Origin of the sequence: Brevibacillus borstelensis (assembly GCF_003710865.1) — a bacterium.
GTDB classification, from domain to species: Bacteria; Bacillota; Bacilli; order Brevibacillales; family Brevibacillaceae; genus Brevibacillus; species Brevibacillus borstelensis.
Map to the genome: position 1 here is coordinate 113,992 of NZ_RHHO01000005.1, position 24,159 is coordinate 138,150.

Here is a 24,159-nt window from a genome sequence, read left to right on the forward strand (position 1 = left end):
GCCTGGCCAAGAGAAAACTGGCGCACTGCACCTGACGACAACAGGAGGAATGGCATTGAAGGCGTACATCGTTTTTGCTCATGAGGGTCATACAAGCTTTTGCCACGAAATACTGGAGAGGACCAAGCAAACTCTGGACCGGGAAGGAATCTCCTATACTGTCCGCGATCTGTATCAACAAGATTTCCAGCCTGTTTTTCGCGGCGAAGACATGCACCGTGTGGAGGAAGGACATGTCAGTGCGGATATTGCAGAAGAACAGCAGCAAATTACAGACGCGGATCTGCTGGTCATGATCTTCCCTGTATGGTGGTGGTCTCCGCCAGCCATTATGAAGGGGTATTTTGACAGGGTGTTTACAAACGGCTTCGCCTTTCGCTATGAGGAAAAAGGGCCTGTCGGTCTGCTCAACGGCAAGCAAGCCCTCGTCATGACGACGACTCGCGAGTCTGAGCATGACATGCGGGCAAGCGGAATGGATCAGGTCATGAAAAAACAGATGGCGGACGGAACGCTAAGCATGATGGGATACAGGACACAGTACCATAACTTTGCGGCTGTTCCTTACGTAAGCGAGGCTGCTCGCCGTGCCATGCTGGACGAGGTGGAGCATCTTCTCAAAAATACCCTTCAGCCCGTTGAAGTGTAAGCAAAAAGACCCTGCGGCAGGTCGAATACGAACCTGTCGGCAGGGTCTATTTCCTTTTTATACTTTTTGCATCCGTTTTTTCGTAATGTAATCCGTCTCGTAATAATGCAGGTCATCACGCATTTGTTCAAAAACCTTGCAAAGCGAAATCGTCAGTTGCTTGAGCTCAGGGGTTACTTCTTTGCGGAAGATAATGGCATCATGGTCTGTGTACGAATAACGGCCATCCTCGTCGTATACTTCTCCCTTGGGGTAGTAGAAGTTGTTGATACAGGAATGATACACCTGGTACAGGACTTCTTCGGCATACTCTTCATTGAACCTCGCCCGGCGGAGAGCAACTCCCAGCCGCTCGTACGCGTTCTCACAGTACACCAGCAAATGGCGCAAGTCGGAAAGGTAGTTGCGGTAGTAAGCCTCGTACTCCTCTGGATCACCGGACTGGTTGACCAGCCCCATCAAGGTGACTTGATTTAAAAAGCGCTCCAGATCCATGCTTACTCTTTTCAACTTCGTGTACGTCTCTTCGCACAATTGCTTCAGATGAGTCACTGACATAATGTCCCCCTCGCGTTGAAAGAATCTGCTTTTTTTTGATTAGTATACTGGATAGGTTCTTTGCAACACAAGGATTTCTTTTCTGCAAATCCTGCCTATGCGTTTGTCGTTTCCAGGGCGGAATCTGCCGCTTTTTTGCTTTGGACTAGATAGGTCAGGTAGGCTGCAAACAAGCCCAGCAGCGTCATGAACAAAAGGACGGACACTTGATACGTAATGTGGGAAAGCCCGTGGCCTTTCGTCAAAACTTCCCGAACTCCATCGAGAAAATACGTCAGCGGCAGTGACTTTCCGATCGCCGCAATCACCGGCGGCATGGACATCAGCGGCCAGGTGTACCCCGAGAGCATGAAGGACGGTACTGCAATCATCATGGCTGCCTGTGTAGCTTGCAGCTGGTCCTTCGAGTAAAACGAGATCGCAAAACCGATGGCCAGCACGGCGAGGTTAAAAGCGGTGCCGATCAGCAGCAAATGTGCCGTACTGCCGTAATACGGGATGCCAAAGCCTTTCAGCAGGATCGCAAAGGTCAGCACGAGGTTGAAGGTCGCAACCAGAAAGTACGGCAGCAGCTTGCTGATTGCGATCGCCCAGAAGGAATTCTCAGCCAGCGTCTCCCTCCATGTCCCCGCTTCTTTTTGCTGGGTGACTGAGAGGGCAATCCCGAGGAACAGAACCTGCTGCATGACGGTTCCAGCCAAACCAAAAACCATGAACGACATATAGCTGAAGGTCGGATTGTACAGGACGCGATAGCGGTAGTCGATCCCGGTGTACAGCTTCATCCCTTCCTCGCCCCAGCCGCCATGCGCTTCCAGCTTTTTCAAGGTCACACCCGCAGAGACCGTCTTCGTGACTGTATTGGCAGCGCGGACAGCGGTATTGGAGATCATCATGTTGCTGCCGTCGATAACCGTAAGTACACTGGCGTCCCGTCCGGCTTTGACGTCCATCTCCAAGTGATCCGGAATGATCACAGCTACTGCCGCTTTGCCTTGGTCAATCAGGTCCATCGCTTGTGTTTCTGTGTTGACGATATGGGTGACGCGGAATGTCTGGTCGGCATCGAAAGCGCGCGACAGCTCCCTGCTCAGCTCTGTCTGATCGGCGTCGACCACGACCGTCGGAATTTCCGTCACTTTTTTCTCGCTGTACAAAAATCCGAACAAAGTCAGGTAAATCACCGGTACGGCAAACATTACCGTCACAATCGTCTTGTTTGTAAAAATGCGACGCCATTCTTCCCAAAACAGCCGGGACAGGTTACTCACGCTCACCAGCCCCTTCGAGCTTCCATTCTACGCTGAGGCCCGGCAGAATTTCTGGATCGTGAATTTCCATTTTGACCTGGAATGCGCGGATATCGCGATCGCCCAGCTCCTGTGTCGCTTTTTTCACCGCGAAATCGGCCGCAGGCGCTACATTGACTACACGCGCTTCGGTTTCACGATTCAATGAAGGCACGAACAGGTTGACCGTATCCCCGGCTTTGATTCCGGCAATCTCGTATTCATCCACGTAAAATTTCACGTAGTTGTCTTGCTTCGTCTGGATCGTCAAAACAGTGAAGCCTTGCGAAACCAGCTCACCCTTCTGCACAGCTACCGATTTGACAACGCCGTCGACAGGGGCAGTCAGCTTGGTGTTGTTCAGATACGCTTCTACCTCTTCCAAAGCTCCCTTCGCTTGCTGTACTCCCGCTTCAGCCGACTTTACGTCCAGTTCTTTAAGGCCGACCTGTCCGCGTGCAGCGACAGCTTGATCGTAGGCGGCCTGCGCCTGCTCCCACTGCGCCTTGGCTGCATCGAGCTGCTCCTTGCGCGAGCCGGACTGGGCCATTTTCAGCTGCTCCTCAACTGCCTTCTGCTCCGCAACCGCCTTTTCGTAATCCATCTGCGCTTCGTCGACCTTCACCTGCGGGACAGCCCCTTCTTCGAGAAGCTTTTTCATCCGTTGGAGCTGCGTCTCCGCAATTTGCTTGGCCGTTTGCGCCGCTTGCTGCTTGGCTTTCAGCTGGGACACTTCTTCTGAGCGGGCGCCGTTCTTGTTCGCTTCATACTGCGCCTTGGCAGCATTGACCACGGCCAAAGCCTGGTTTACCTGCGCGTTGCTGGAAGTATCCGTTATTCCGACGCCTTTCTTTGCCTGTTCCAGCTTTACCTGTGCCAGATGGTAGGCAGCTTGCGCCTGCTCGCGCTTTGCCAGCAGCTCTTCGTTGTTCAAGGTCGCGACCAGTTGTCCAGCCTTTACCTCGTCGCCTTCCTTGACCATGATATCTGCGATGGAGCCCCCCATTTTAAAGGAAAGATCCACGGATGTTCCTTCGACAACCCCGGCGACTTGCTTGGAGCGCTGACCAGCCACGCTACCTGCACCCGGTCCCATCAGGTATGCCCCCAGTACAGCAATGCAGACGACAAAACCGGTTACTCCTATCCACGCTCGTTTATTCATCGTTCATTCTCCTCTTTTCCATTCTCTCTTTGCATGTGTCGTGCTCGGCTGCATGATTCATCAGCCTTTTGATTGCTTTACCCTTTCATCAAGACTCCGGACAGCAACATATGAAGCGTCCTTCGGTCTGAATCCGTAATTCCCGTCTCTTTGCGGAACTGCTTCCGCAGCATCGTAAAACCAGCCATGCCGAACAGCGAGGAGACCATTGTACGGACCTCAATATCCGGTCTGACAAAGCCTTCCTGCTGCAGCTCGGCAACATAGGCCTCCATGGCCATGAAATAGCCGGACAGCAGCTTCCCGATCATTTCATCCCGCTGCTGGTCTCCGGTAAAGAAGCTCAACAAGAGAAGACAAAGCTCCCGATGCTCGGAAAAGAAGCGAAGATGCTCATCCAGAACGCACAGCACGCGTTGATCCATTGACAAATCCTCTCGCTGCATCACGCTGTCCACGGAATCGATCAGCATCTTCACGCCTTTTTCAATCACGTACAGAAACAGCTCTTCCTTCGTTGAAAAATGGTAGTACAGCGTCCCTTTCGCCACCGCAGCCACATCGGCAATCGCATCCATCGTCGTATCGCTGTATCCGTATTGAGCAAAGGCAGTCAACGCTGCTTCCACAATCTGATCTTTCTTCGAACGTGCCATCCCTCCTCAGCCTCCCGTTTGTTTTTTTGAACTGACTGGTCAGTACAAAAAGTAGTTTACGTCGTTTTCCTGATTTCGTCAATAGGTCCGATGAAAAAAGCTTCCATCGAAGCCCTCGTAAAATGCAGGCATAAAAAAAGACCGCATCAGTTTGCGGTCTTAGCCTTCCATAATAAAACGGTACGTATCCACAGTCTGCGGCATCGGCTGCACGCCGAGCTGCTTTTGCAGGTTTGCCACGCATTTGTCGTAGATGCGGATGGCCTGTGCCCGGTTGTTTTGCCGATAGTAGGCCAGCATGAGGAGCCGGTATGCCTCCTCCCAGCAGTCGTCAGCCATCAGGATCGATTCGCACCAGCGGATCGCTTCGTCTATCCGCTTCGAGTCCAACAGCAGTTTGGCCAGGCGCTCTGCCCCTCGCAGGAAAAGCAGCTGCAGCCTTTCTCTTTCCGCTACACACCAATCATCGTACCGACAATCCGGCATGTACTCCCCCTTGTAAAAAGACAGCCCTTTTTCCAATAAGACAATCGCTTGCGAAGCGACACTCGCCTCCAGCCCGAGTGTTACGTAACGGTCGAACTCCTCCGCATCGATCTGAAAGCCCGAGGCCAGGTTAAAGCCGTAAGAGCTGCCGTGACGCTGGATGAAAAAAGCGCTCGCTCTGGCTTCCCGATTCGGCTCGAGGGCTTTGTTCAGTGCGTTCAAAGCAACCTTGAAGTCACGGGCGGCGGTCTCTTCGTCACTTTCCCCCCAGAGGGTCGCGACGATCTCTTCTCTGGCCAGCAGATGCTGCCTTTTCGTCAGGAGAAGCTGAAATAGCTGCTTTGCCTTTCCGCGCTGCCAAGACTTTTCCCCCAGCTCCCGTTCGCCAAGCCAGACACGAAACTGACCGAGCGTCTGGATTCGCAAGGTATAGCCGGGATGAAAAGTGACGTTCTGCAGGCCCAGGTCAGTCAGAAGCTGCGAGACGTAATCGGGAGAAACCTGGCGCCTCTGAGCCTCGATCAGTACCGGCATCAGCTGCTGGACATCATGCGGAGTAAACATCGTCGGCCGCTGCAGCAGGAAATGGTATTCCCCCGCCTGGATCGCGGTCAGCGCCTGAGTCACGGCCGGGATAAAAGCAGGCCAATTTTTCTGGCGATAGGCAAAAAAACTGAGCCATAAATGACAGATCGCGACCCCAAAGCTATCTCCACAACGGCTTAAGCGCTCCTCGCAATCGCGAATCCACTCTTCCGCCTGCTTGTCCTGCCCGCAGGAGGCATACGCGATGCCGATTGCGAGTCGCACCAAGCTGTTCAGCCAGTCATCACGCATCGCCTCTGTTTCCTGGAGTCCCCGCTGCCCGTAAGAAAGCGCCATATCCAGATTCGATTCCCGCCCGTAGAGAAGAGTCAGCCCAAGGAGCGTCTCCGATTTTCCTCGCGTCGACTGCAGGTCCTCCATCATTTGCAGACCCAGTTGGTACAACTGACGAATTTGGTCATAGGGCATTTGTTGACTGACCAAAGCCGCCGTCGCCTTGCGCACGTATCCATTTGCCTCCACGAACGGGGAGTGCGCTTCTTTTCCTTGTTGGATCGCGTACTCTGCTGCTCTGAGCCCCTTTTCCCATTCGCCGTTCAAGCCGTATACAAAGGCCAGCAGCAGGGAGGTTTCCCGGTAGGATCTCATCAATGCAGGCTGGTTTACCTGCTCCGACTTCCACTCGCTCTCCAGGAGCTGGATCGCCGACTGAAGCCTGCCCGTCCGGAACAGCAGGCGGGATTCCAGCTCGACCTCCGTCCGCTGCTCCCATTCCTGGCTCCGCCGGTACCAATCGGCAGCCTGCTGCGAGTCTCCCCTGTTGGTGTATATCTCCGCGAGCAAGCGATAAAGCCGTGGAGCCAGCTCATGGTCTGCAGGCTCGAGCAGACGAATCGCAAGCTTCAGCAGTTCCTCTGCCTTCACGCTTTGGACACTGTCCAGATGGACCCGGGCGAGTCCTTCCAGCCCTCGGCACTGGCCGATAATATCCCCCTTTTCCTCGCACAGCGAGAGGAATCGCTGATAAGACAGAAAGGCCTTCGGGTACAGGCAGCGGTACCGCTCGATCTCAGCCTGATACAGCCAGAGAACATAATAACGCTCTTTTACCTCGTCCGGCAGAAGCTGCAGCCACTGTGACAGCTGGTCCAGCTTGCCTGTCTGAAGCAGCGGGTTTGCCGCTTGACAAAGCCATTCTCCGAGCTCGTCCCACGCCTCGATCAAGCGCAAATGTTCAAAGCCTTGCTGCACGTCTCCTTTTCGCTTGTACAAGGCAGCAGCAGCTCTGTGCATGTGTATGTATTCCTCCGGATGTCCCGCCAATTTGCTGATCAGTAGACGCCGCAGCAGCGGATGATACGCATAGACATTGTCTTCCCTCAGCAAAAAAAGGTTGCGCCGAAGTGTTTCTGCAAGCAGATGAGCAGCCTGTTCACCGAATACCTGGCGGATGTCTTCCGCCTCAAAGCTCTCAAAAACGGAGGACCTCATTAAAAACGTCTGAAGCTCCTGCTCCTGCTTGTCCCATACCTCTGTTTCCAAGAATGGCAGAAATCGCGAGGATTCGGAAGCGCTGCCCACTGTGTGGACGCCCATTGCCAATGTTTCTCCAATCGTTCGGACAGCAGCCGCCCACCCTTTGGTTATGTTTGCAATCCGCTCGCTATCGTCCTTTGACAAGGCGATGTCGTATTCGTCCAGAAAAAATGTCTCCATCTCTTCACGGGAAAAAGCGAGGTCGGATACCGTCAGCTCCATCCCATCGCCGCGTGCGGACATGACATTCAAAAATGGCCAGTCCGGCCGGGTTCTGGTCAGTATGACTACCCGAACGTTCTGCGGCATGTTCTGCAAAAAATATTGCATCCAGTTGTCCACTGTCACTTTGGAGTGAACATTGTGAAAATCATCCAGAATCAATAGGAGCTCGCCCTTGACTTCCATGCATGCGCGAATAAACAGGTCAGCAATCGATTCCGTTGAATCGTCTCCGGGCTGTGTGCCCGAAGCCCTCACTGCCTGCAAAAAAGAATCGCCGAAAGCCGGATGAACCATTCGTATGCTCTCCACCAGATGTAACAGAAAAACGGGCAGCTCGCCATCCTTCTCGCCAATCCGATACCAGCACGCCTCTTTGTTGCCATGATCAAAAAATGCAGCCACTGCTGTCGTTTTTCCGTACCCCGCACCTCCATGGATCACAGACAGAGCTTTGTGCTTCATCAGCCTGAGCTTCCTCGCCAATGACAATCTGTGAAACACGTAAGGCCCCAGTCTCGGAGGGGTTATCCTGGTCAGGCTCACCCTGGATGCATTCATCGTTCGTACACTCCTCACCGATCACATCATCCAAGATATAGTTCCATGAGCCTGGCCAAAATCCTCCCTCCCGTCCATGACAAAAGCCACCCGGCGGTCAGGTGGTCTTTTACGTCCAAATCATTCATCGTGTGTCAATCAACCAGATTGAACCCTTTTGTCGTATAGCCGATGTCGTTTAACAGCGTTTGGAATTCGTCTTCTGGAACACGTTCTCCCCGTACGACGCGCTGGTGGATGTCAGCAATGCGCTGATAAACAGCCGGATTGGTTGAAACGTACATGATGTTGTAGCGTGTCTGCGCCTGGAGTCTGCTGCGCATCACTCCCGCTACACGCTGCTGGAGGCGGTCCGTATGCCCGTTATCGATACGTGCAGGCTTGCCCGGCGTATAGAGCACCGATGGCGTAGGATCAATACTGTCGGGTTTCGTTGCACCATCAGGAAGCACCCCGATCAACAAATTATCCTTATACGCAAGTACCTTGATGTCGACGACACCCGGAATTCTTTCCGCTTGTGCCTCCAGAGTCCGGACGAGATCCGGCTCGCGGTGATGCCTGTTCTTTTGGACAAGCATCGCAGCCGGTCCCTTGTCTGTACCGACGTTGTCATTTTTTATATTGATCCCGTAAGCATCATACTTGGCAGGCTCTCCGTGATAGTCTTCTCCGCCTTGTTCCTTATTCGGTGTACAGCCTGACCCGACGACTCCGGCAAGCAACAGTGCACAAAGCGCTGAACCCCATCGTTTCAAAGAAAAACACCTCCTCACTCCCTAGTGTGAGGAGCCGGAGGTATTCTTACTCGATGAGAAAACTGCTTCTTTTTTCTAATTCAGGATGACGAATGTTCCTTCCACGGTCTGCTTTTCATCGCCTTTTTCAGCTAGTAGCGTATATTCTTCAGCCGTTATCTTCTCCGTCCATTCAAACAAAAATGTCCCGTCTGATTGGATCTGGACTTCGTAGCTCGCATCAATCAGCTTTCCTTCTTTGCTGCCAGCAGGCTTTTGTGCAACCGGATTTTACTCCTGCTTCCTTTCCGGCGATGTGACCAGGCTGGCTGGCGCTTTACCCTCTTCTGCTTTGTCTTTGATCAGAACGGTCTGGTTACTTCCATCCCAATTCACGTCGTAGGATAGAGCTTCGGCAATGAAGCGAACCGGAACCATCGTCCGCTGGTTGACGATTTGGGCGGGCACATCCAAGCTGATGATCTCGCCGTTACGCTTTGCAATCTTCCGGGAAACAATCAGTTTAATTTGGGCGTCACCCTTTTGAATCAAACCCGTTCTTGTCTGACTGTTCCAGTCTACGTCAAAGCCTAAGCCTTCCGCGATCGGACGAAGCGGTACCAGTGCCCGGCTGTCTTTGATCAGCGGTTTTTGATCGGGGAACGCGATCGGCTTGTGATTATATTCTAAGCTCCATGGCGGTATTCGGGCCACATGGAGATGCTTCCCACACGTGATAGGTGACTTCTTGCCTCCGACTTCTTTCCTATTTTCAAATTGTTACAAAAATGAAACCAATTTGCTACAAAAACACGCTACAATGAACATACATCGACGACATTTTTCCCGAAAGAGGCCGAAGCTATGAAACGATTTATCCCCTTCCTCATTCTTGTCCTGATTTTAACCCTCATTCCTCCTGGTGGAAGCTTTGCGAACACTTCTGCGGTTCTGCTCGGAAGCGACGTGCTATTCGACCAATTTCACCATGTCATCAAAGGAAAAAAAGTCGGCCTTGTCACAAATCAAACAGGTGTAAGCAGTCAAGGAATCAGCACGATCGACCTGCTTCGCCGGGACAAATCGGTGACACTGGCGGCTTTGTACACACCGGAGCACGGTCTGGACGGGAAAACACCGGCCGGCAAATACGTTGCCTCCTACCAGCATCCCGTCTACGGCATTCCTGTCTACAGCCTCTATGGTTCGACAAGAAAGCCCACAAAGCAAATGCTCGCTGGCATTGATCTTTTGCTGGTCGACTTGCAGGATATTGGAGCCCGTACCTATACGTACATATCCACTCTCCAATACTGCATGACGGCGGCAAAGGAGCAGGGCAAACCGATCATCGTACTGGACCGGCCCAATCCTGTTGGCGGAACCATTGTCGAAGGGCCCGTTCTGGAATCTGCCTACCGCTCATTTGTCGGTGTGGACACCCTCCCGATGGCACACGGGATGACAATCGGCGAGCTGGCGCAATTTTTCAACCGCAACATCGACGCAAACCTGACCGTTATCCCCATGAAAGGTTATACGCGTCAAATGCTGTTCCAGGATACCGGACTTCACTGGATTCCGAGCTCTCCGCGAATACCGGATCTGGCTGCTGTATTCGGTTATATGGCAACCGGCCTGGGAGAAGGAACCGGAATCGTCCAGGCTGACAATTTCCGCTGGATCGGCGGCGAAGGGATCGATTCGGGCAAATACGCTGATCTGTTAAACGGAGCGCTGCTGCCTGGTGTCGTTTTTCTCCCCGAGAAGAAAGATTCAAAAGGCGGCGTCCGGCTCCAGATCACCAATCCTCATCTGTTCAATCCGGCCAAAACGGGGATTTACGCTTTGACCTACGCTCATCAATTGAATCATTTCAAGGTTCCGAAGAGCGGAAAGACAAAAGTGATGTTTGATCTGGTAATGGGAACAAACAAAATCGGCCAGTACCTGGAGCAGGGGCTGTCCCCCAAACAGATTGAGGAGAAGTATGCAAAAGATCTGGAAGCATTTCGCAAGCTTCGCAGCAACTATTTGATCTACAATGACCAGCCTTACGTTCCTGTTCAGCCCATTCAATCAAAGAAGGGCATTTCACAGGCAAAACCTGCTGCTCCCGGCAAGCCAGGTCCAGCCAGCTCACAATCGCAGACGAAGCCGACAGCCCAGACGAAGCCAGCCGCGCAAACGCCTTTGCCGAACCAATCAAACAACAGCACTGCGACAGCAACGCCAACTCCAGGGTCTGGCGGATCGGCAGGACTGCCCGAGTCTAAACAACCGTCTGTGGCGGGACAACCGAAGCCGGTGGCAAAACCCGCCGTACCTTCAGTTCCGTCAGCCGACCAGACGCCAGCTAAGCCGGGCGGCAGTCAGACGCAGGAAAAAGTGGCGTATCTGACATTTGATGACGGTCCTTCTCCAATTACAACTGAGGTGCTGGACATCCTCAAGGCCCATGACGTCAAGGCGACCTTTTTCGTCGTAGGGAAAAGCGTGCCGGGACACGAAGCGATTTTGAAACGGGCGATTGCCGAGGGGCATGTCGTAGGAGGACACACATACTCCCACAACTATCGCACGATTTATAAAGATCTCTCCTCCTTTTTCGCCGATCTGGAAAAAGGCAATCAACTGATCGAAAAGGCAACAGGAATCAAGCCGACTGTCTTTCGGTACCCAGGCGGCAGCACCAATACCGTCAGCAAGACCTATCAAAACGCAGCGCTCTACAATAACCAGCATACGGTGATGAGTGCCATCAAAACGGAGGCTGCCAAACGCGGCTATACGTTTATTGACTGGAATATCACAAACGGGGATGCCCGCAGCAGCAAGTATACGCCAGAAACGGCCTTGGCAAATATAAAGGCGCAGGTAAGAAATCAGAAAGAAATTGTCGTACTGATGCACGACGCCGCGACCAAGAGCGCAACGGCCAAGTCCCTTCCAGCCGTAATCCAGTTCCTCAAAGAACATGGTTACCGCTTTGAAACGATCCATGCAGAGAAATCCACAGTAGCCACTGTGAAATAATGGCGACTCGACAACCAACTCATTCGTGAGTTGGTTGTTTTTATTCCGGCAACAATATCATTGACGATCATCTACATGGGGAGGAACATCTGGTGAGCTACACCTGCTACTATTGTGAGCACGAATCCGAAACGGCACATCTCATCACGTTCTTTCAAGGGACAGAGGAAAAGAACGAGCTGCTTTGCAGTTCCTGCTACGCTGATTGGCTCGAAGGCCTGAAAGTAGAACCGTAAAATCATGGGAAAAACCGCCTGATCGATCAAGCGGTTTTTTCGCATTCTTTATCCGTTTTGACAAGGCTGCCTTTTTTAGCTCTGCTGCGAGGCCAGACTCTCGTACTTTGCCCGCAGTTCCCGTTTTAGTATTTTTCCGCTTGGATTGCGCGGGAGGTTTTCTGCCAGGACGATATGCTTCGGAGCTTTAAACGCAGACAGTCTGGCTTTGCAAAAGTCAAGCAGCTCTTCGGCAGTCAAGGCTTCTCCCGCTTTGGGAACGACGACTGCGGCGACCGCCTCGATCCAGTATGGATCAGGGATTCCGATCACGGCTACTTCAGAAACAAGCGGGTGCTGGTAGATCACCTCTTCTACCTCCCTGCTTGCGACGTTTTCTCCACCCGATTTGATCATATCCTTTTTTCGGTCAACGACGGTAATATATCCTTCCTCGTCCATGACGCCGAGGTCACCGCTGTGGAACCAGCCTCCCTGAAAGGCTGCGGACGTTTTTTCTTCATCGCGGAAGTACCCCAGCATAGCGTGGCTGGTTCGGTGTACGATCTCCCCCACCGTACCGCGGGGCACATCCTGGCCGGAATCGTCGACAATCCTCGTTTCCACATTCAGAGACGGTCTGCCGGCGGAGCCAGCTTTGCGGATTTGATCCGCGGGCTTTAGGACAGTAGCGAGCGGGGCTACCTCTGTCTGGCCGTAAAAATTCCAGAACTGCGCGTTCGGGAGCCTCCGCCCCAGCTCTTTCAAGATTTCGACAGGCATGATTGCTGCTCCGTAGTAGCATTTTTTTAATGAAGACAAGTCCCGCTCCGCAAATTCAGGAGAACGGAGCAGGGCGATCCAGACGGTCGGGGGGCAAAAGAGCTGTGTCGCCTTGTACTCCTCGACAGTTTTCAGCAGGAGCGCAGGCTGTGCCTGCTCCAAAATAATTCCGCTCGCACCGAGGTAGACGTACGGCCCCAGGAAGCAATGCAGCTGGGCGCTATGGAAAAGCGGGAGAGCGTGGATAGCGACATCGTCTTCGGTCATTCCACCGTCGATAATCGTACTGACGTATTCTGTCAGCACACTCTTATGCGTCAGCATGACTCCTTTTGGCCTGGATTCCGTCCCGCTGGTGTAGAGAATATGCACAACATCGTCATCCTCCAGTTCCAGCTCCGGCTCCTCTGTACTCGATTGGGCGAGCTGCGTACGGAAATGGCCCCAGTCATTTGCCTGCTCTGTTTTTTCGGAGATCGAGCATCTCAGGACCGGAGAACAGCCTGATCGGCGAATCGCCTCGTCGGCGACTGGATGGAATTCCTGGGAGGCAAAGATCGCTTTCACATCGGCATGTCCCAGAATAAAGGCCACGTCGTCAGCGTTCAGCATGTAATTGATCGGGACCATAATCACTCCCGCCCTGGCGAGGGCAAAGTTGAGAATGACAAAATCCATTGAATTGCGGGAGAGCACAGCTGCCCTGTCTCCCTTTTGCAGTCCAGACGCCAAAATCATATGCGCTGCCTGATTGGCCAGGATGTCCAGTTGTTCGTATGTAAGCGCCTCGTTCCCAAAGCGCAATGCAATCTTCTGCGGAAATCTGCCTCGGCTTCTGCGCAAAATATCTCCCAGCGTATTCCTTCTCGCCCGCTGAATTTCTTTCATGGACATCCCTCCGTCATTTTTCCTGCCTCTATTATACAATGAATATTCAGAAAAATAGAATCATTATTCTTTCCCGATATATCCATGCAATGTAAAAAACCCCTGACTCGAAATCAGTCAGGGAGAAGAACTCAAGGTTATGAGGTTGTATCTATAGTATAGTATATATTCGAGTATATACTCAACCGGGATATATTAGTAAACGGAAACAAGCCGCACCTTGGACAAATTCTTTTTGCCCGAGCGCGACAACTCCCGCTTTCCATATTTGCATGGTTTCAATCCGGTCCGTTAACCTGCCTACTCCAATCAAAAAAAATGCGGCGACCCGATCTGCATTAGTAAGTCGCCGCAGCCCCCAAGAAGTTTAGTCTGAGTGCTTACCTACAGAATATATCAAAGGGTACATACCATGCGATATGAAGTCGATGGCTACGGAAGAAAGTTTTGGTTTTTGCCATAAATGTATCGCAAAAATTTCAAAATTGCCTATGTTCCATTGATACATGCCCTTTAACTCGATAGAATAAGTGGAGACTGGTTCTTTACTCACTGGAGGTGTTCCCCTTGCTAAAAACGCCCCTTGGCCGTCTTCGTTTTATCGGCCTCATCGAAGGAATTTCGTACCTCGTCCTGCTTGGAATTGCCATGCCACTGAAATATTTTCTGGAGATGCCAAAAGCTGTGACGATTGCCGGTTCCTTGCATGGCGTGTTTTTCGTATTGTTCATGCTGGCACTCGCCCATGTCTTTTTCGCAAACCGGTGGTCGATCCTGCGGGCGCTCGGCGCGTTTGTCGCGTCTTTGATCCCGTTTGGAAATTTTGTTCTCGATGCACAATTGAAAAAAGAAGAAGCTTCCATGAAGCGATCATAAAGGAAACGCTTGACGACCTTCTCCCGTCAAGCGTTTTTGAATAGATGGGGTATCTGAAAAAAAGAAAAAACAGGTGCAAGACCTGTTCGCAGTGCTTTCTTATGGCGGAGGGAGAGGGATTCGAACCCCCGTGACGTTGCCGCCTAACGGTTTTCAAGACCGCCCCGTTATGACCACTTCGGTATCCCTCCGCATGGTTGAACAAGTTATACTATAACATACTCATTCCCCTGAAAGCAACCGTTTTTTACAAAAACGAGCTTCCTCCAAACGGGGAAGCTCGTTTCCTGTACCGGCCTCAAAACAGCTGTCAATTGCCTTTGACAGCAGCTTTCTCTTCCTGAAACCTATCGCTTCACGACAACCAGCTTTAACTCCGTTAGCTCTTCGATCGCGTATTTGATTCCTTCCCGGCCCATGCCGCTTTCCTTGACACCGCCGTAAGGCATATGGTCGACGCGGAAGGTCGGGATATCGTTAATCATGACGCCGCCAACATGCAGCTCATCTGCCGCTTTCAATGCGAGTGACAGGTTTTGCGTGTAGAGTCCGGCTTGAAGGCCGAAACGAGAATCGTTTACGAACTCAATCGCCTCCTCTACAGAGTCCACCGGATTGATCAGGACGACCGGTCCGAATACCTCCTGGCAAGACAGTTTGGCGTCTGCCGGAACTCCTGTCAATACGGTAGGCTGCAGCACCCGTCCATCTGCTTTTCCTCCGCATTCTACCCTGGCGCCTCTCTCCCTGGCTTCCTCGATCCAGGCCAAGGCCCGATCCGTTTCCTTCGGAGAAATCATCGCGGAGTAGTCTGCTTCCTCGGACAGAGAGTCGCCGCCGACCAGCTTTTTGGTCTCCGCCACAAAGCGCTCCACGAATGTCTCGTATTCATCCCTGACCACATAAATCCGCTGTACGGAGATGCATACCTGTCCGGAGTACGCAAATGCGCCAAAAATACAGCGCGGGATGACCTCGTCGAGATTTACCCCTTTATCGATGATGACGGCAGAATTGGAGCCCAGCTCCAACGTAACCCGCTTGAGTCCGGCCCGATTGCGGATGTCGATGCCGACAGCCGGGCTGCCGGTAAAGGTCAGTGCTTTCACCCTCGGGTCTGTCACGAGGAGATCGCCTACTGTTGCTCCGCTGCCGGTCACAACATTTAGTGCTCCCGCTGGCACTCCGGCCTGCTCGGCAACCTCCGCCAGAAAATATGCGGAGAGAGGCGTCTGGGATGCCGGCTTGAGCACGACGGTGTTCCCTGCAGCCAATGCCGGACCAACTTTATGGGCGACCAGATTCATCGGGAAATTGAAAGGAGTGATCGCGCCAATCACGCCCAAAGGCTCACGCACGGTGTATGCAAGGCGCCCTTCTCCTCCGATGGCGGCATCCAGCGGCAGAGTCTCGCCGTGAATCCTTTTTGCTTCCTCCGCAGCGAATTTGTATGTCTGTATCGTACGGATCACTTCGCCGCGAGCGGTTTTGATCGGCTTGCCTGCCTCCAGCGCAATAATTTTGGCAGCCTCCTCCAGCCGTTCGTCCATGATGAATGAAATTTTCTCCAGGATAGCCGCACGCTGATAAGCAGGCATGCGCCGCATTACCATCGAAGCCTCCTGAGCTGCGGAAATCGCCTTTTCTACCAGTTCGGCGTCAGCCTGCGCGATTTCCGCTATCTGTTCCCCGCTGTAGGGAGCGTAGAGCGGCGCGTAGTTTTTGGCCTCCACCCACTGCCCGCCAATGTAGCACGCTTTTTTCATCCATCCAGCCTCCCTCTCATCGACTCTCCTATGAGTTTTCCCGATATACGTCTTTCAGTCCGCGCTATTCTAGCCATTCCTTTATGCTTGTGAAGGCGTACACAGTTCCTCTAACACTTTCTCCATCACACCCAAACCTTCCTCCAATTGTTCGTCGTCAATCACGAGCGGAGAGAGAATCCGGATGACATTGCTGTAAAGACCGGCCGTGAGTACGACCAACCCGCGCTGGCAGCAGGCTTGCGCAATTTTTGCCGTCAATTCCTTGTCTGGCTCTTTGCCTGATTTGTCTTTGACGATTTCGATAGCACACATCGCTCCAATGCCGCGCGCATCTCCTACCTGTTCAAAGCGTTGCTTGAAGCCTTCGAAGCACTGCAAAATCCTGGTTCCGATCTGGTTGGCTCTGTCCATGAAGCCTTCCTGCTCCATCATTTCGATCACCTTCAGAGCGGCGATACACCCGAGCGGACTGCCTCCATATGTTCCGCCGATCTCCCCTGGATTGGGAGCATCCATGATCTCAGCCCGGCCAGTAACTGCACTGATCGGCAGCCCGGCCCCAAGCGATTTGGACATGACAATCAAATCAGGCTCTACGCCGAAATGCTCCATCGCAAACATTTTGCCTGTGCGGCCAAAACCCGTCTGGACTTCATCGGCGATGAACAGGATGCCGTGCTTCTCGCAGATTGCTTTTACCCCTTGGACAAAACGCTTGGACGGTACCACGAATCCGCCCTCGCCCTGAACTGGCTCCATAATGACGGCCGCGACTTCATCCGCAGGCACTTCACCCAGGAAGAAGTCTTCGAAGCGTCTCAGCACTTGTTCGTCGCATTCTTCCGGAGTCGTTCCCGGCATTGCACGGTAGTAGTACGGATAGCTCATCTTATACACATCGGGAGCAAACGGGCCGAACTGGTATTTGTACGGACGCACTTTGCTCGTAAGTGACATCGCCAGCAAGGTACGGCCATGGAAGCCGCGTTCAAACGAAATAATCGCTTTTCGCCCCGTGTACTTTCTGGCGATTTTGACCGCATTTTCCACAGCTTCCGCACCGCTGTTAAGGAAGAATGTTTTCTTTGCATGCGTCCCTGGCGTGATTCTGTTCAAAGTCTCGGCCAGTTTGACGTACGGCTCGTACATCATGACGTGAAAGCAGGTATGGATATACTGATCAAGCTGTTCCTTCAGGGCTTCCACCACCGCAGGCGGGCAGTGGCCGGCATTGATCGTCCCGATGGCTCCGGCAAAATCGATAAACGTATTTCCGTCGACATCAGTCAGAAGCGCTCCTTCCGCCTTCTGGACAAAGGTCGGCAAGGTGTTGAACGGACCGCGCGGCACATGGCTTTCCTTTCGTGCCAGAAGCTCCTGAGCCTTTGGTCCCGGAATCTGTGTTTTGATCTGAATGTACTTTGTAGTCGTCGAATCCATTTTTGATCTGCTCCCTTCATCCCTTTTCTCTTTATCAAGACCACATCATTTTGTTTCGTAGCCGCACCACTCCATAAGCGTCAGGGCAAATATCTCCGCGCAGCGGAATACTTCATCCAGCTCGACGGATTCATTCGGATAATGGGCGACTGCCGTTGTACCCGGGCCTACGATAATCGCAGGAGTATCGGCCAAGGTTGTCAGCAGCCCGCCATCCGTTCCCCATGGCGATGCCTCCACGACCGCCCGCTCACCGGTTACCTTGAGGAATTGATCCTGCAAAATCTCCATCAATGGATGATCTTCACCCACGTCACCAGGCACCCAGCGGGCCCCGAACCACTCCAATTCAACCGGATGCTCCGCGAACCACGGGTCGTCATGGGCAAGCGCTGCGAGAGCTTCTTCCATTTCTCGTTTCGCAGCTTCCATCTTCTCGCCCGGGGCTACCCCCATCCGTCCCTCCAGCTTGACGAGATCGGCTACGGAAGACGGCCATTTTCCACCCTCAATCACGCCGAGGTTGATCGGGATCGGGATCGGCAGCTTTGCGTAAAGCGGGTCGACGATTCGATCATTGCGCTCTTTTTCCAGCTTGCTGATCGCGGTGACGACCTGCATGCTTTTCTCGATGGCGCTGACTCCTTCGTAGCGTGTGCCTCCGTGTGCAGAGCGGCCTTTCACCGTCAATCTGAACCACATCGAGCCTTGCTGCTTGGGGAAGATCTTCATGTTGGTCGGCTCCGGAATCAATGCCGCATCCGCTTTGTATCCGCGTAGGATTGCAGCGAGTGTCCCCGCTCCGCCGCTCTCCTCCTCCACGACGCTTTGAAAGATGACGTCTCCCTTCAGCCGGATGCCCAGCGCTTGCAGGACCTGAATCGCCAGCAGCGAGGAGAGGTTGCCGCCCTTCATGTCGGTGGAGCCGCGCCCGTACAGTTTCCCCTCCTCGATCTCGCCGCTAAACGGATCGTGTGACCATTGCGCAGGGTCTCCGGCAGGCACCACGTCCACGTGTCCGTTCAAGATGATCGAGCGGCCGCCGCCGGTTCCCTTCCAGACGCCGACGACATTCGGACTGCCTGAAAATTCGCTTCTCGGCGATACAAAATAGGGATGCTTCAGCAGCTCCTCTCCTCCCATCACCCAAAGATCCACTTCCATTCCCATGGCGTGCAGTCTTTGCGCGATTTTTTCCTGGATGGAACGCTCTTCTCCCTGAACACTCGGCTCGCGAACCCACTCCTGCAGAAGTTGCGTTGCGGCAGCCCGTTCCTTCTCGATCTGCTCCCGTATCAGCGCTTGCCAGTTTGTCATCGGTATCCTCCTTTATCGGAAAACTCTGACCTCTTCGTCCATTTTCAGTTCCGCTTCTGTGGCTCCGATCACGTCCGCCACCGTATAGGGGTGCATGACTTCTTTCAAATACAAGCCATCCTCCCGAACCTCCATCACTGCCATATCGGTGATGATCAGATGGGCTGCGCCTACGGCAGTCAAAGGGAGGGAGCATTCACGCACAATCTTCGACCTCCCGTTTTTGTCCAGATGCGTCGTCAACACCATGACCTTCTTTGCCTTCTGCGCCAGCTCCATCGCGCCGCCCATGCCGGGCACGCGCTTCCCGGGCACGATCCAGTTGGCGATGTCTCCGCGCTCGCTGACCTCCAGAACGCCGAGAATGGTCATGTCCAGCAGACCCCTGCGAATGATGGCAAAAGCGGTGGCGCTGTCAAAAAAGGAAGCGCCGGTCGCCAGTGTGACGGGAAAGCCGCCGGCATTGCACAGCATCGGATTTTCTTCTCCCGGAGCGGGGCTCGGACCCGTGCCGAGGATGCCGTTTTCCGCGTGAAACAGAACCTTTTTGTCCTTTGGAATGAAGTCTGCAACCAACGTGGGAATGCCGATTCCCAGATTGATGATCATGCCGTCCTCGATCTCCTGCGCCGCTCTCCGCGCGATCTTCTCACGAAAGCTTTCCGTTTCTTTTACTTCTCCCACGCCCATTGCCAGTTCACCCCCTCGCTTTTCACGATGTAGTTGACGAAGACGCCAGGTGTGACGATCTCTTCCGGATCAAGCGCTCCGATCTCCACGATTTCGTCAGCTTCGACGATCGTGATATCGCCCGCCATTGCTACCAATGGATTGAAATTGCGGGCACTGGTGTCGTAGACGAGATTGCCGAAGCGGTCCGCCTTTTTCGCATGTACGATGGCTACCTGCGCAGTCAAGGGCGTTTCAAGCAAATATTCCTTGCCCCCCACCAACACCTTTTCCTTGCCTTTTTCCGCAATGGTGCCGATGCCGATATCGGATAAAATTCCGCCCAGACCCACTCCGCCAGCGCGTACACGCTCTGCGAGGATGCCCTGCGGACAAAATTCCACCTCCAGCTCTCCAGCAGTCATTTGCGCCCCGGCATTCGGATTGGAGCCGATATGCGAAGCGATCACTTTCTTGACCCGCCGCTCTGTCACCAGCTTTCCTACGCCGATATGTGGGAATGCCGTATCGTTGCTGATCAGCGTGATGTCTTTGATTCCTTTGTCGAGAATGCCCTGGATCAGGGTAGGTGGATTGCCTACCCCGCCAAAGCCTCCCGCTATCAGCGTCATTCCGTCATGAAAATGGGCGAGTGCTTCTTCGACTGTGATTACCTTGTCAAACTGGTTCGCCATGTGTCCTCCTCCCCTGGATCAGGTCAGTTGCATTTCCTGTCTCATTTCTTCCTGTACACGCTGAACGGACTTTTTCAGCAAGTCTACAAGCTCGTCAATTTCCTCTGTCGTAATCGTCAGCGGCGGCGAAAGGATGACCGAGTCGCCCGCTACGCCTTCCAATCCTCCTGTCGCCGGATAGACGAGCAGGCCGTTTTCGAACGCCCGGGAAATGACCCGCGCTGCAACTCCCCTGGAAAGCGGGAACGGCTCCTTGGTCCGTTTGTCTTTGACGAACTCCAGACCGCACAACAGCCCGAGACCGCGCGCTTCTCCGATAAGCGGAGACTCGTCCGCCAGCTCCCGCAGTTTTCTGAGCAGGTAGGCTCCCTGTACAGCTGCCTTCTCGACCAGGTTGTGCGCTTCCACGTAGCGAAGCACGGCGAGCGAAACGGCTGCGGACTGCGGGTTCGCGCTGTACGTGTGTCCGGCCATGATCAGACCGGAGCCGCGTGTAATCGTATCGATGATCTTTTCCGTGGCCATCGCTGCTGCCATCGGCGTGTAGCCCGCGCTCATCCCCTTGCCGAGCGTTATCAGGTCAGGCTTGACGCCCCAGTGGTCAATCCCGAACTTCTCGCCCGTCCTTCCCACCCCCGTCATGACCTCGTCGGCAATAAACAGGACGTCGTATTTGTCGCAAATCTCCCGAATGCGCTGGAAGTAGCCGTCAGGAGGCACGACAGCGCCGCCAGAAGCGCCGATGACCGGTTCGGCGATAAAAGCCGCTACCTGCTCCGGACCGACCCGCAAAATGGCCGTCTCCAGCTCATCAGCACAAAGCCTCGCGTACTGCTCCAGGGACATGCCATCCGGTCTGCGGTACGGATACGGCGGCGAGATGGCCGGATAATCAGCCAACAGCGGAACGAACCGCTTGCGGCGCAGCACATGCCCGGACATCGACAGCGCCCCCATCGTAATGCCGTGATAGCTCATCCAGCGGGAGATCATTCTCGTCTTCGACGGTCTTCCCTGCTCCTGCCAGTATTGAATCGCGATCTTCTGCGCCGTCTCCGTCGCCTCGGAGCCGCTGTTGACGAAAAAGCTCCAATTGAGCTCGCCCGGAGCCCATTCGGCAAGCTTGGCGCCCAGCTCTTCGACTGCCTCGCTGCTAAAGTGCGAACGGTACGCAAAAGAGACCTTGCGTGCTTGCTCCGCCATCGCTTCGGCAATTTCCTCGACGCCGTGGCCGATGCTGGCCGTTACCGCACCGGAACAACCATCGATGTATCGTTTGCCCGACGTATCGTACAGGTAAATCCCTTTGCCATGGGAAACCCGGGGATACTCTTTGCCAAGCTCAGGCTTTATGACATAACTTCTCTGCATGCTAGCCACCTCTCCTTCTCTCTTCCCTTATCGTAGCGAATGAGCATGACGGTGCCATTCGACTGCCTGGAAGAAAAAGCGTGACAAAGAGACGGAATGTTTTATACATTTTGTATAAGAGATTCGTAGGGGGTTCGAAAAAAATGACGATCACCATACGCGAAGCGCTGCAGCTCCCTGACATGGTTCAAACTCGTTTGGTCGGTGGCGCAGAGGGCTTGGACAATCCCATCCGCTGGGTGACAATTGTAGAGGTATTGGAGGACGTAGGACGTCTGCAGGAAGGCGAGTTTTTGATCACGACCGGCTTTGGTCTGGCCGAAGACGCGAAGCGCAGGGCCTCCCTCATCCCGGCGCTGGCCAAGCAAAAACTTAGCGGCATCGCCTTTCATACCGGCTTTTATTTGCGGGAAATCCCTGTTGATTTGATCGAGATGGCCGACCGCCACCACCTGCCGCTTATCGAAATTCCCGTTGAAATGAACTTTTCAACGATTACCAAAGCAATCCTACAACCTATCGTCAATCGGCAATTCGAAACGCTCGCCTATTCGCAAGCCATACACCGTCAGATGATTGAAGCCGCCCTCTCCAAAGGCGGACTCCGGGCAATCGTGGAGAAGCTGGCGTCACTGACAGGCGGCCGCGTTTCTTTGACAGACGCGCTCGGATTCAAGGTTTACGGCAATCACGAAGGGGACGCTGGACAGCAGGCCGATCGAAGCGGCAAGGACCAGGAAAAAGAGCAGATCCATACGGTTGAAATTCGGGCCCATCGCGAGAAGTTCGGGACACTGCGATTGGCCAAGCCGAGGGAAGAGTGGAAAGATCTGGATGATGTAGCGCTGCAGCATGCCGCTACGCTTTGCGCGATGGAATATATCAAAGAAAACGCGGTAGCAGCGACGGAATGGAGACTAAAAGGAGATTTCGTGGAAGAGCTGCTCAGCGGCACAGAACTGGCTCCTGCCGAACTGGAGAGCCGCTGCCGCATGCTCGGCTATCCGTTGTCCGGTGCTCACTTTGTCGCGGCCGTGCAGGTAGAGGCCTCTGTCGACCGCTCTTCCTTTGAGCTTCATCAGGCCTGCATAACACTCATGAAGCGATTGTTTGACTCGCACAATCGCCCCTATCTGCTGCGGGAGAGACCACACTCTTTGTTTTTCATCATGCCGCATGACCAGACCAGTCTTGCTTTGCTGGAACAGTTCGCTGCCCGTTGGGACAGGCTTCATCGCGAGCACGACCTGCGAATTGGACTGAGCTCCCCACGCGGACGCCTGACCGAACTGGACGAAGCCGTGCAAGAAGCGCTCTTTGCCCTGCAGGCCTACCCGCTGCTGGTGCGTTCTCCCGCTCTGCTGTCGTACCAGCAGATGCAAGGCTATCAGTTTCTCTTTCCGTACCATCACAAAGCCGAAATGCTTGAGGCGATCTGGAAGCCGTTTCTGGAGCCTCTGCTGCGCTACGATCAGAAGCATAAGCAGCAGCTCCTCGAGACGCTGGACATGTACCTTATGCATAACGGAAATGGTTTACAAACGTCTCAGGCTCTATATATTCACCGGCACACGCTCACATACCGGCTGGCGCAAATCAGAGAGAAAACAGGCTGTGATTTGGACGACGCCCACCAGCGATGGCAGCTGCAACTGGCGCTGATGGCGCGCCGGCTGCAGGAACAGCTCTTTCCGCCGGAGTAAGGAACGCGGGAAGGGCTACTCCCGGGTCGGGCGGAGCGATTTCACCCATATATTCATGTCTTCATAGCCGGAAAAGATCGTACAGTTGTTTATCAAACGGCCTCGATAAGCATAGCCGTGTTTTGCCGCTGTAATATTCATTCCAGCCGATTGGGCGCGGGTCAGGGTGTACAAGTAATAAATGCCCTGCCCGTTCATCTTTTCTTCCAGCGCCGTAAAGATCGGCTGAAGCAGCCCTTTCCCCGCGTGGTCCGGATGCGTGGCACAGTCCGTCAATTCCGCCGAACCGAAACGCTCTGTCACTTCCGCCGAGGCCGCACAGGCGATCCGTCCATCATGCTCAGCGACGATATAGTAGGTTGATTCCCTCATCGTCTTTCGAACGTATTCTGGATCATCCATGGGGGTCGGATAAGTAGCAAACACCGTCTTATACAGACTGGCAAGCTCCTCGGCATCTTCTTCGGTTGCCTCGCGCAAGCTGTACCCTACCGGCAGCGTTTTTGTCTCCGGGCGCTTGGACAAGCTGAGCTGCAGGATCTCCTCCTCGGCAAGATGGTGCATGGAGGTGGCCCGTTCCTCTGTCAAAAAGCTGGCGAGCATGTACGCGTTTTCTCCCTGAAAAAAACCGTCGATCACTCCTTCCTGGCGGTAGCCGAGTGAAAGCCAGGCCGGCACATCCTTTCGTTTTGCGTACACAATCAACTTTGTCGCTTCAGACTGTTGGGCGCATTCGATCATTTTCCCGTGCAAGTCAGTAATGGCTTCCGGGTCATAAACATGTACTTTCACCCGTTTGTTCCGGTGATCAATAACCAGATCTCCTGTTGAAATCATCGCAGACACATCAAGCATGACTAACCGCCCCTCCCGTTGTTTCTCTTGCTGCTATTGTATCATGTCGCTCAGATCATTCATCCTCCAGACTGTACAAAACTGCGTAGGTATTTGGCGAGTGCCAATCACGACAGGCAGACATAGGATAAAGTACG

At 53.6% G+C, this 24,159-nt stretch carries 20 protein-coding genes and 1 tRNA gene; 5 read left to right on the forward strand and 16 right to left on the reverse strand.

The annotated features are described in order from the left end of the window. Window positions 1-49 precede the first annotated feature (49 nt). On the forward strand, window positions 50-649 hold the full coding sequence (locus EDM54_RS03075) for an NAD(P)H-dependent oxidoreductase (RefSeq protein WP_174768855.1): 600 nt from the start codon (window positions 50-52) through the stop codon (window positions 647-649). Window positions 650-706: 57 nt separating this feature from the next. Here the strand turns inward: EDM54_RS03075 and EDM54_RS03080 are convergent, their stop codons facing one another. The 7 genes from EDM54_RS03080 to EDM54_RS03110 form a co-directional block, all read right to left on the reverse strand. Next, entirely contained in the window at window positions 707-1,207 is a 501-nt protein-coding gene (locus EDM54_RS03080) for a DUF3907 family protein (RefSeq protein WP_024985124.1), read from the reverse strand. Window positions 1,208-1,302: 95 nt separating this feature from the next. Continuing rightward, on the reverse strand, window positions 1,303-2,478 hold the full coding sequence (locus tag EDM54_RS03085) for an ABC transporter permease (protein WP_122957755.1): 1,176 nt from the start codon (window positions 2,476-2,478) through the stop codon (window positions 1,303-1,305). Continuing rightward, complete coding sequence (locus tag EDM54_RS03090; protein ID WP_024985123.1) at window positions 2,471-3,661, reverse strand: HlyD family secretion protein; 1,191 nt, start codon at window positions 3,659-3,661, stop codon at window positions 2,471-2,473. Before EDM54_RS03090 ends, EDM54_RS03085 begins: the two co-directional genes overlap by 8 nt. A 77-nt stretch (window positions 3,662-3,738) precedes the next feature. Then, window positions 3,739-4,317 carry a TetR/AcrR family transcriptional regulator gene (locus EDM54_RS03095; RefSeq protein ID WP_003387475.1) on the reverse strand — a complete coding sequence of 193 codons (579 nt, stop codon included), beginning with the start codon at window positions 4,315-4,317 and terminating at the stop codon, window positions 3,739-3,741. Window positions 4,318-4,476: 159 nt separating this feature from the next. Next, window positions 4,477-7,572, reverse strand: a complete 3,096-nt coding sequence (locus EDM54_RS03100; protein ID WP_243015017.1) for an AfsR/SARP family transcriptional regulator — start codon at window positions 7,570-7,572, stop codon at window positions 4,477-4,479. Between the two features lie 230 nt (window positions 7,573-7,802). Beyond that, on the reverse strand, window positions 7,803-8,426 hold the full coding sequence (locus tag EDM54_RS03105; RefSeq protein ID WP_122957757.1) for a YhcN/YlaJ family sporulation lipoprotein: 624 nt from the start codon (window positions 8,424-8,426) through the stop codon (window positions 7,803-7,805). 270 nt (window positions 8,427-8,696) lie between these two features. Then, a complete protein-coding gene (locus EDM54_RS03110; RefSeq protein ID WP_051567434.1) occupies window positions 8,697-9,119 on the reverse strand; it encodes a copper amine oxidase N-terminal domain-containing protein in 423 nt (140 codons plus the stop codon). Window positions 9,120-9,269: 150 nt separating this feature from the next. Between EDM54_RS03110 and EDM54_RS03115 the strand changes: the two genes are divergently transcribed. Continuing rightward, window positions 9,270-11,441 (forward strand): exo-beta-N-acetylmuramidase NamZ domain-containing protein, encoded by a 2,172-nt coding sequence (locus EDM54_RS03115; protein WP_003387479.1) that lies wholly within the window; start codon window positions 9,270-9,272, stop codon window positions 11,439-11,441. 92 nt (window positions 11,442-11,533) lie between these two features. Continuing rightward, on the forward strand, window positions 11,534-11,677 hold the full coding sequence (locus EDM54_RS26350; protein WP_003387480.1) for a hypothetical protein: 144 nt from the start codon (window positions 11,534-11,536) through the stop codon (window positions 11,675-11,677). A gap of 75 nt (window positions 11,678-11,752) precedes the next feature. Here the strand turns inward: EDM54_RS26350 and EDM54_RS03120 are convergent, their stop codons facing one another. Continuing rightward, entirely contained in the window at window positions 11,753-13,327 is a 1,575-nt protein-coding gene (locus EDM54_RS03120; protein ID WP_003387481.1) for an acyl-CoA synthetase, read from the reverse strand. Window positions 13,328-13,894: 567 nt separating this feature from the next. Between EDM54_RS03120 and EDM54_RS03125 the strand changes: the two genes are divergently transcribed. Continuing rightward, window positions 13,895-14,203, forward strand: a complete 309-nt coding sequence (locus EDM54_RS03125) for a DUF3817 domain-containing protein (RefSeq protein ID WP_003387482.1) — start codon at window positions 13,895-13,897, stop codon at window positions 14,201-14,203. Window positions 14,204-14,305: 102 nt separating this feature from the next. Here EDM54_RS03125 and EDM54_RS03130 read toward each other — a convergent pair. The 7 genes from EDM54_RS03130 to EDM54_RS03160 form a co-directional block, all read right to left on the reverse strand. Continuing rightward, window positions 14,306-14,394, reverse strand: a tRNA-Ser gene (locus EDM54_RS03130). Window positions 14,395-14,550: 156 nt separating this feature from the next. Further along, window positions 14,551-15,969 carry an aldehyde dehydrogenase family protein gene (locus EDM54_RS03135; protein WP_122957758.1) on the reverse strand — a complete coding sequence of 473 codons (1,419 nt, stop codon included), beginning with the start codon at window positions 15,967-15,969 and terminating at the stop codon, window positions 14,551-14,553. A gap of 81 nt (window positions 15,970-16,050) precedes the next feature. Further along, complete coding sequence (gene gabT, locus EDM54_RS03140) at window positions 16,051-17,412, reverse strand: 4-aminobutyrate--2-oxoglutarate transaminase (protein WP_122957759.1); 1,362 nt, start codon at window positions 17,410-17,412, stop codon at window positions 16,051-16,053. A 45-nt stretch (window positions 17,413-17,457) separates the two neighbouring features. Then, window positions 17,458-18,729 (reverse strand): peptidase, encoded by a 1,272-nt coding sequence (locus EDM54_RS03145; protein WP_003387487.1) that lies wholly within the window; start codon window positions 18,727-18,729, stop codon window positions 17,458-17,460. 12 nt (window positions 18,730-18,741) lie between these two features. Beyond that, on the reverse strand, window positions 18,742-19,419 hold the full coding sequence (locus EDM54_RS03150) for a 3-oxoacid CoA-transferase subunit B (protein WP_003387488.1): 678 nt from the start codon (window positions 19,417-19,419) through the stop codon (window positions 18,742-18,744). Continuing rightward, a complete protein-coding gene (locus tag EDM54_RS03155) occupies window positions 19,401-20,093 on the reverse strand; it encodes a 3-oxoacid CoA-transferase subunit A (protein WP_003387489.1) in 693 nt (230 codons plus the stop codon). The genes EDM54_RS03150 and EDM54_RS03155 overlap by 19 nt, the downstream gene beginning before the upstream one ends. Window positions 20,094-20,111: 18 nt before the next feature. Next, window positions 20,112-21,464, reverse strand: coding sequence for an aspartate aminotransferase family protein (locus tag EDM54_RS03160; protein WP_003387490.1), 1,353 nt, complete (start codon window positions 21,462-21,464; stop codon window positions 20,112-20,114). Between the two features lie 143 nt (window positions 21,465-21,607). Here EDM54_RS03160 and EDM54_RS03165 point away from each other — a divergent pair, with 143 nt between their 5' ends. Then, complete coding sequence (locus tag EDM54_RS03165) at window positions 21,608-23,167, forward strand: PucR family transcriptional regulator (protein WP_031931727.1); 1,560 nt, start codon at window positions 21,608-21,610, stop codon at window positions 23,165-23,167. A gap of 15 nt (window positions 23,168-23,182) precedes the next feature. Here the strand turns inward: EDM54_RS03165 and ablB are convergent, their stop codons facing one another. Further along, entirely contained in the window at window positions 23,183-24,022 is an 840-nt protein-coding gene (ablB, locus tag EDM54_RS03170; RefSeq protein WP_024985116.1) for a putative beta-lysine N-acetyltransferase, read from the reverse strand. Between the last annotated feature and the right edge of the window lie 137 nt (window positions 24,023-24,159).